Genomic DNA, 7,467 nt, shown 5'->3' with positions numbered 1-7,467 from the left:
ACCGCGGGCCGCTCGCGCTGCTGCGCGAACGCGGCGCCGTCGTCGTGCTGTGGCCGGGGCTGGGGCCGGCCGCGCAGGTCGCCGGCCGTCAGCTGCGCGGCACTATCGACCCGCGAGGGGCAACCGTTCCGGGGCGCGGCGTACTCGTGTACCGCGGGTCGGTGACGCCGCTGCAGGTCGTCGTCGAGCCCACCGTCGGCTGACCCCTGCGGATCAGGATGGGTCGCAGCGCGCGTCCGCGTCACAGATTTGACGCGGATACCGTCATGGCGAATACAGTCACGCAGGCGAAGGCGGGCGCCGTCATGGGGCTCCCCGCCGAGAACAAACGGGTCATTGTGACCATCACGACAGGCCGTCGGCACAGCTCTCACCGGTGAGGTCTTGCCCCGGCCCGGTCAGCGTGTGAAAGTTGGAGCAGGACGCGGTGGTCCACTGCCCGCCTCGGCGAACTCGGGACGGCATGTCACGCGCACCGCAGCAGCATTCACGTCCCCGAAGGGAGCCCCTATGGACTGGCGGAACCAGGCAGCTTGCCTCACGGTTGACCCGGAACTCTTCTTCCCCGTCGGTAACACCGGCCCCGCGATCGCGCAGATCGCCGAGGCTAAAGAGGTGTGCGCCCGCTGCGAGGTTGTGGACACCTGCCTCAAGTGGGCGCTTGAGAACGGTCAGGACGCCGGCGTGTGGGGAGGCATGAGTGAGGACGAGCGGCGCTCGCTCAAGCGGCGTGCCGCGCGCGCCCGCCGCTCCTCCTAAGACGCGTCAGGATTCGCTCAACTGGGCGCGTAGCACCACATCCGTGCCGTGCCCGTCGGGCATCGGCTGCCAGTCGATTGAGCCACGCAGCTCTCCGCGCACCAGCGTGTACACGATGCGGGTCCCCAGGCCCGTCATCTCCTTGCCCGGGATGAGGCCGGCGCCATCATCGATGACATGGACGGTGAGTTGGTTGTGGTCGCGCTCGGCCCGCACCGTCACCGTCCCGTCGCGATCCTCCAGTCCGTGCTCGACGGCGTTCGTCACCAATTCCGCCAGCACCGTCGCCAGTGCCTGCGCCGCATCGGCGTCAACCACCCCGAACTTGCCCTCCAGCCGGGTTGAGACCTGCCCACTGGCGGTGGCCACAGCAGCGGCGGAGCGCAGCACCGAGGAGAAGACCTCGTCGAAGTCGACCTTCTCGTCCACGTTCTGACTCAGGGCGGCGTGCACGGTAGCGATCGTGCCCACCCGGCGCTCGGCCTCCGCCAGGGCGGAGCGGGTTTCCTCGTTAGTGGCCCGGCGGGCTTGCATGCGCAGCAGGGCGGAGACTGTCTGCAGGTTGTTCTTGACGCGGTGGTGGATTTCACGGATGGTGGCGTCCTTGTTCATGAGGACCTGTTCGCGGCGTCGCAGCTCCGACACATCGCGCACCAACAGCAGTGCGCCCGCCCGCGCGCCGTCCTTGCGCAGCGGGATTGAGCGCGTCGACAGGAAAACACCGCCAACCTCGACCTCGGTCAGCCAGGCCTGACGCCCCATGAGCACCACCGCCATGGTCTCATCCACCGGGGTGCGTTCGGGAATAATGCTGGTGACGGCCTCGGCCAGTTGGCAGCCTTCGAGATCCCCGGCGACACCGAGCCGGTGGAAGCACGACTGCGCATTGGGTGAGGCGTAGGTGACGACGCCGTCGTCGTCGAGGCTGACCACGCCGTCGCCCACACGCGGCGTGCCGTGCCGCATCCCAGTTGCGGCGCCGTTGATGGGGAAAGCGCCCTGCGCGATCATGAGGCACAGCGCATCGGCCAGCTCCTCCAGCGGCTTGTCGACAATGCGCCCGCCTCGCAGAACCCCGACCGCGGTTTCGCGAGTGACCACCGCGATAGCTTGAGAATTGTGGATGACCGGCACGTATTCCTCGCGCACCGCCGATGAACCCGTCCATTCGGGAGCCGCCGCCACCACGATCTGCCCGCTCATGAGCGCCTCCAACGCCATGGCCTCGCGGGCGGCCGGCATGCGCCGTCCAATGACATCCTCCAAGTGGACGGTGGCGCCGGTGGCGGGCCGCGAGTGCGCGGCGGCGACGAAGCGACCCGAATCCGTATGCACCCACAGCACCAGGTCGGAGACGGACAGGTCCGCAATCACCTGCCAGTCCGCCATGAGCTGATGCAGCCAGTCAAGATCGGCGGGAGGCAGGCTGACAATGCCACGGACCGAGGAGGGCAGGAGACTCGACACGCCCCGATGCTACCGGGCTCGCCGCCCCGGTCGGTACTCGCCCCGGGGACGGCGCCGGTGGAACGCAGCGAGTAGAAGCGCAGGATCGGGGAGGAATCATGGCAGGATCGGGAGTTATGAGGAAGACCGTGACGATCACCTATCCCGCTGCCCCGGCACGCGTGGCCGCGATGCTTGCCGACCCGGCCTATCAACGCAGCCGTTTCGAGCGGTTCCACCTTGAGGACGCGTCCGTCGACGTCGCCACGCGCGGCCGCGGTTTTGTGGCGACCGTCTCCGGTTCGGTGCCGCCCTCTCGCATGCCCGCAGCCGCCGCCCGCTTTATTCGCTCCGCGGTCTCCTTCGGCCTGACGGAGTCCTGGGGTGAGCCCGGCGACGACGGCTCCCGCGCCGGCAGCCTCGACGTCGCCATCAAGGGCGCTCCCGTCAAGGCCGGCGCCACCATGTCGATGCGCCCGGACTCGGGCGGAGCCTCAACTCGCCTCACCATTGATGTGGATCTGTCCGTGTCGGTGCCGCTGCTGGGGCGCAGCGTGGAGGAGAAAGCGCTGGCCAGGACGGGCCTGGTGGTCTCCGACGAAGAACGTCGCGGCGCCGCCTGGCTCGCCGCCGCGTAGCACTCCGGCCGGCCTCCCGATTCCGCCCTACGCGCAGGCTCTGGCGACGCCCGCCTCGGCATGACACGATCACGCCATGGAGGACGACATCATCACCCCCACCGAGACCAACTCCGTATGGGCCGAGCGCACCGGCACGCGCCAGTACCTGGGCCACAATGCGCGCGGCGCCGAGGTGCGCGTAGGTACCGGGCCGGGCGAGTTCACGCCCGGCGAGCTGCTCAAGCTCGCCTTGGGCACCTGCAACACCCTGTCTGCCGATCACCGGCTGGCCAAGGCGCTCGGCGAGGACTTCGATGCCAACGTCGTCATCGCCGCCCTCAAGCATGAGGAGGACGAGCGCTACGCCGACTTCGATGTGCAGATCGTCGCCGACTTCGCGTCTCTGAGCCCCCAGCAGCGGCAGACGCTCAATGAACGCGTCGAGCGAGCCATCGAACGCGGCTGCACGGTCGGCCACACCCTCGAGCACGGCGCCGGGTTGCGTCTGCATTTGCTCGACGATCCCGACGCACAGTGAACGGACCGGCACCCGGCCCGGACCGCTTCGAGCGCGTCCTCGATCGGGCCCTGGACATTCCGGCGGCGCGTATCCAGGAGCGAGTCGAGCGCATGCGCCGCACATACCCGTGGGCGAGCACATCCGAGCTGTGCGAGCTGGCCGCCTCCCGGCTACGGCGTGAGGCGGGTGTGTCCTCGGGCGCCGTCGGCGCCTGTGCCGCCCTGCCCGCCATCGGCACAGGTGTGGCATTCGCACTCACCGTCGCTCAGAGCGCCGTCTTCGTGACCGGGGCGGTCACATACGTGCTCACTGTGGCGGAATTGCAGGGAGTGCGCATCGTTGATGCCGACCGACGGCGGGCGCTCGTGCTGAGCGCGCTCCTCGGGCGTGAAGGGGCCGACATGGTCAGCGGGCGCCCGGGGTTATCCACCCTGTTCTGGGCTGCCCAGTCCCTGGCCAATCTGCCCCTGCCGACGGTTCGGTCCATCAACGCCGAGCTGGCACAGCGTGTGGCCAAACACGCCGCGTTCAAGGGCGGAGCGCTCGCGATGGGGCGGCTGATCCCCTTCGGAATTGGGGCGGCCCTGGGTTGGTCGGGGGGACGTACCCTCGCCGTTCAGGTCATCGAGGGCACGTATGCCGCGCTGGGCCCCAGCGAGATGGGCACAACAGACATTGACGGTACTCTCATCGTGACCGCGCCGGAGACTCAGGCGGCCCCAGCCCAGGGCGCGAGCGACACGGCAGCTGACGCTAAGGTGGTACCCCGATCATGACCGGAACCGACAAGTACTCGCGCCATCCGAATCTGGCGCAGCTGAACCTGACCCCGCCGCCCGGTGTCAACGTGGACTATGAGGAGCTTCTGGCCGAGGTGCTGCTGCACGGTGTTCCCAAGGGGGATCGCACCGGTACCGGCACGCGCTCCGTATTCGCCCGTCAACTGCGCTACGACCTGACCGCCGGCTTCCCGCGCATTACCACCAAGTTCGTCGCTATGAAATCGGTCAAGGGGGAACTGCTGTGGTTCCTCCGGGGGGATATGAACGCGCGCTGGCTGCAGGAACGCGGCATCACCATCTGGGACGAATGGGCCGGTGCCGACGGCGAGCTCGGCCCCATTTACGGCTCTCAGTGGCGCAGCTGGCCAGCACGGGACGGCGGCGCCATCGACCAGATCGCCGGGCTCATTGAGACGTTGCGCCGCGATCCCGACTCGCGCCGCATGCTCGTATCCGCCTGGAATGTCAGCGACCTCGACCGCATGGCGCTGGCCCCCTGCCATGCCTTCTTCCAGTGCTATGTGGCCGATGGGAGGCTGTCGCTGCAGGTCTACCAGCGCAGTGCCGACCTGTTCCTGGGGGTGCCCTTCAACATCGCCTCCTACGCGCTGCTCACCCACATGCTCGCCCAGCAGGCCGAGCTCGAGGTCGGGGAATTGGTGTGGACCGGCGGCGACTGCCATATCTACAACAATCACCTTGACCAGGTTCGTGAGCAGCTCTCGCGCGTGCCCGCGGCTTTCCCGTTCCCCCGGCTGCGACTGGATCGGGCCGAGTCGATTGATGCCTACACCATGGATGATATGGACGCCTCGGCCGGCTACCAGCACCACCCCGCGATCAAGGCCCCGGTGGCGGTGTGACCGCCGTCGGCGTAGGCGCGATCTGGGCGCAGGACCGCAACGGCATTATTGGGGCCGACGGGGGCATGCTGTGGCGCGTGCCGGCCGACTTCCGCCACTTTAGGGCGGCCACCCGCGGCGGCGTCGTCATCATGGGACGCGCAACCTGGGAGTCGATCGGCACTGCGCTGGCCGAGCGAGTGAGCATTGTGCTGACGCGACGGACTGACTGGGACCCGTCCGGGGCGATGGTCGTTCGGGATCTGGACGCCGCTCTCGCGGCCGCTGCCGCGCTCAGAGAGCAGCTTGACGATGATCCCCGCGAGGGCGAGTACCGGGCTCTGCCGCGGGTGTGGGTCATCGGCGGCGGCAGCGTGTACGCGCAGGCACTGGCAGCCGGAATGGTGGATGAGTTGCTCATATCGGTGATCGACCTCGACGCCTCTCGGCGCGCGGCTGCCGCAGGTGTGGCCCGGGAGCTGCTCGTGCACGCCCCGGCTGTGGATCCCAAGCAGTGGGCGCCAGACGGCCCCTGCGCAGACCCGCCCGGCCAGTGGCGCCCCGTATCCGGTGACGCCGCCTGGCGGGTGGACCACTGGCGGCGTCACCGGATGCCCGTCACGCTTCCGGCTCAGGAGTAGCGTTCCTGGAAGATCCGCTCCAAAGCCTCCAGGGAGTGCCCCTTGGTCTCAGGCAGGAACCTCGCGTAGAAGGCCAGGCTGCCCAGGTTGACCAGGGCGAACACGAAGAACACGTTGCCCTGAATCGCCTCGATGAGGTTGGGGAAGGTGAAGGCGACGATGACGTTGCCCATCCAGTTGCAGAACACCGCCACACCATTGGCCAGGCCGCGCACCCGCATCGGGAAGATCTCCGAAAGCATGAGCCAGAACGTCACTCCGATGAAGCACTGCATGAAGAACAGGAAGGACAGCATGAACAGCAGCACCAGATAACTGCGCGCCATCGACTCCGGCAGCAGGAACACCAGGCCCAGCGCAATGAGTGAGGCCACGCAGCCGGACTGGCCGGTCAGGATCATGCGGCGTCGCGGTAAGCGCTTGAGGAAGAAGGCGATGCCGATGTACACGGAGATCACCGACACGACCCCATTGGCGATGGTCGCCACAATCGAAGCCTGAGCTCCCAACCCGGTTGAGATGAGGATCGTGGGGGCGTAGTACATGATGCCGTTGACACCGGTGAGCTGGGACAGGAAGGCCAGACCAATACCAATGAGGGTGATCTTGCGGATCCAGGGGGTACGCAGGTCTGCCCACGACCCCTTGCCCATGCGCGCCTCCTCGTCGACGCGACGCACGATGTCCTCACCCTCACCCTGGACCGTGTCCGTCATGCGAACCTGGTTGAGCACCTCCCACATCTCGCTCACGCGCCCCTTGCGAGCCAGCCAGCGAGGGGACTCAGGTAGCAGATGGATACCGATCCACAGGCCGATCGCGGGCAGGGTGGCGAGGACAAGCATCCAGCGCCAGGCATTCGCGCCGGGCCAGAAGGTGGCAATGACCGCGTTGCAGGTGTAGGCCAGGAGCTGACCGGTGACGATCATGAGCTCGTTGCGGGAGACCATCGTCCCCCGGATCTCCACCGGTGAGATCTCCGACAGGTAGACGGGAACGGTTGCGGATGCGCCGCCCACGGCCAGCCCGAGGATGAAACGGAAGATCACAAGAACCGGGTAAGACGGTGCCAGCGAACAGCCCAGAGCGCCGACGAGGAAGATGACGGCAACCGTCATGATGTTGCGTTTGCGCCCGTAACGATCGGACAGGCGTCCACCGATCAGGGCCCCGAAGGCGGCCCCAACGGTGAGCGAGGTGGTGACAATGGACTCGTTGAAGGCGGTCAGGGCCATGCCGCCCTGAGAGACCGGTTCCTTGAGGAACGGCAGCGCCCCGGAGATCACCCCGGTGTCGTATCCGAATAACAGGCCGCCTAGGGTGGCGATCGAGCGGATAGTGAACAGTCGACGGTCGATTCTGCGCTGGTCGGGGGAAGCGACTGGGGTGCTCACGGCGCCACCTCCACGGTGAAGGTGCGGATGAAGTCGTCCAGGGCGGCATCACTGTCGGCGGAGGCGAATGCCTCCATGGCAACTGTGCCGCGATAGCCCATCTGCTCCAGGGCGAGGGCGACGGCGCGGTAGTTGACCTCGCCTGTGCCCGGCTGTGCGCGGCCCGGTACGTCGGCCACCTGAATCTCACCAATCCACGGCTGGGACGCCCGGCAGAGCTCGATGAGGTTCCCCTCACCGATTTGGGCGTGGTAGAGGTCGAGGTTCATACGTAGGTGTGGGGAGTCGACGGCGGCCACGAGCGCGCGGGTGTCCTGTGCCAGCGCGAAGGGGCAGCCGGGGTGGTCGACGGGCAGATTGAGGTTCTCCAGGGTGAAGATCCGCCCCTCCCGCTGGCCCAACGCGGCCAGGCGACGCAGGGTGTCGGCGGCGCGCAGCCAGTCGGCGGGGGTCGGGTGAGGGT

Annotated in this window: 10 protein-coding genes; 7 read left to right on the top strand and 3 right to left on the bottom strand. The window is 67.7% G+C overall.

Features of this window, described 5'->3' with window-relative positions:
- The coding region (locus RWX45_RS12950; RefSeq protein WP_316024130.1) for a hypothetical protein at positions 1-203 on the top strand (203 nt) is incomplete at its 5' end.
- Between the two features lie 307 nt (positions 204-510).
- Positions 511-759: a WhiB family transcriptional regulator gene (locus RWX45_RS12945; protein WP_316024129.1), complete on the top strand. Its 249-nt coding sequence runs from the start codon at positions 511-513 to the stop codon at positions 757-759.
- A 6-nt stretch (positions 760-765) separates the two neighbouring features.
- Here the strand turns inward: RWX45_RS12945 and RWX45_RS12940 are convergent, their stop codons facing one another.
- Positions 766-2,226 carry a sensor histidine kinase gene (locus RWX45_RS12940; RefSeq protein WP_316024128.1) on the bottom strand — a complete coding sequence of 487 codons (1,461 nt, stop codon included), beginning with the start codon at positions 2,224-2,226 and terminating at the stop codon, positions 766-768.
- 116 nt (positions 2,227-2,342) lie between these two features.
- Here RWX45_RS12940 and RWX45_RS12935 point away from each other — a divergent pair, with 116 nt between their 5' ends.
- The 5 genes from RWX45_RS12935 (at position 2,343) to RWX45_RS12915 (ending at position 5,610) form a co-directional block, all read left to right on the top strand.
- Positions 2,343-2,843 (top strand): DUF2505 domain-containing protein, encoded by a 501-nt coding sequence (locus RWX45_RS12935; RefSeq protein WP_316024127.1) that lies wholly within the window; start codon positions 2,343-2,345, stop codon positions 2,841-2,843.
- 76 nt (positions 2,844-2,919) lie between these two features.
- The gene (locus RWX45_RS12930; RefSeq protein WP_316024126.1) at positions 2,920-3,363 is read left to right on the top strand and encodes an OsmC family protein; all 444 of its coding nucleotides are present in this window, start codon (positions 2,920-2,922) and stop codon (positions 3,361-3,363) included.
- The gene (locus RWX45_RS12925) at positions 3,360-4,121 is read left to right on the top strand and encodes a hypothetical protein (RefSeq protein ID WP_316024125.1); all 762 of its coding nucleotides are present in this window, start codon (positions 3,360-3,362) and stop codon (positions 4,119-4,121) included. The genes RWX45_RS12930 and RWX45_RS12925 overlap by 4 nt, the downstream gene beginning before the upstream one ends.
- Positions 4,118-4,990: a thymidylate synthase gene (locus RWX45_RS12920; protein ID WP_316024124.1), complete on the top strand. Its 873-nt coding sequence runs from the start codon at positions 4,118-4,120 to the stop codon at positions 4,988-4,990. Before RWX45_RS12925 ends, RWX45_RS12920 begins: the two co-directional genes overlap by 4 nt.
- Positions 4,987-5,610 carry a dihydrofolate reductase gene (locus RWX45_RS12915; RefSeq protein WP_316024123.1) on the top strand — a complete coding sequence of 208 codons (624 nt, stop codon included), beginning with the start codon at positions 4,987-4,989 and terminating at the stop codon, positions 5,608-5,610. Before RWX45_RS12920 ends, RWX45_RS12915 begins: the two co-directional genes overlap by 4 nt.
- Here RWX45_RS12915 and RWX45_RS12910 read toward each other — a convergent pair.
- Together RWX45_RS12910 and RWX45_RS12905 are read right to left on the bottom strand one after the other, a co-directional pair.
- Positions 5,601-7,004, bottom strand: a complete 1,404-nt coding sequence (locus RWX45_RS12910; RefSeq protein WP_316024122.1) for a sugar porter family MFS transporter — start codon at positions 7,002-7,004, stop codon at positions 5,601-5,603. The two genes, RWX45_RS12915 and RWX45_RS12910, sit on opposite strands and share 10 nt — an antisense overlap.
- Positions 7,001-7,467: TIM barrel protein (locus RWX45_RS12905; protein WP_316024121.1), on the bottom strand; the 467-nt coding region annotated here is incomplete at its 5' end. The genes RWX45_RS12905 and RWX45_RS12910, both read right to left, overlap by 4 nt.

Origin of the sequence: Actinomyces sp. MRS3W (assembly GCF_032465695.1) — a bacterium.
Classification (GTDB): domain Bacteria; phylum Actinomycetota; class Actinomycetes; order Actinomycetales; family Actinomycetaceae; genus Actinomyces.
The sequence above is the reverse complement of the archived record's forward strand: the minus strand, read 5'-3'. Positions and strand labels throughout refer to the sequence as shown.

Coding starts and splice junctions, on each gene's coding strand:
- RWX45_RS12935 (WP_316024127.1), top strand. CDS start 2,343: ATGAGGAAGACCGTGACGATCACCTATCCCGCTGCCCCGGCACGCGTG.
- RWX45_RS12945 (WP_316024129.1), top strand. CDS start 511: ATGGACTGGCGGAACCAGGCAGCTTGCCTCACGGTTGACCCGGAACTC.
- RWX45_RS12930 (WP_316024126.1), top strand. CDS start 2,920: ATGGAGGACGACATCATCACCCCCACCGAGACCAACTCCGTATGGGCC.
- RWX45_RS12920 (WP_316024124.1), top strand. CDS start 4,118: ATGACCGGAACCGACAAGTACTCGCGCCATCCGAATCTGGCGCAGCTG.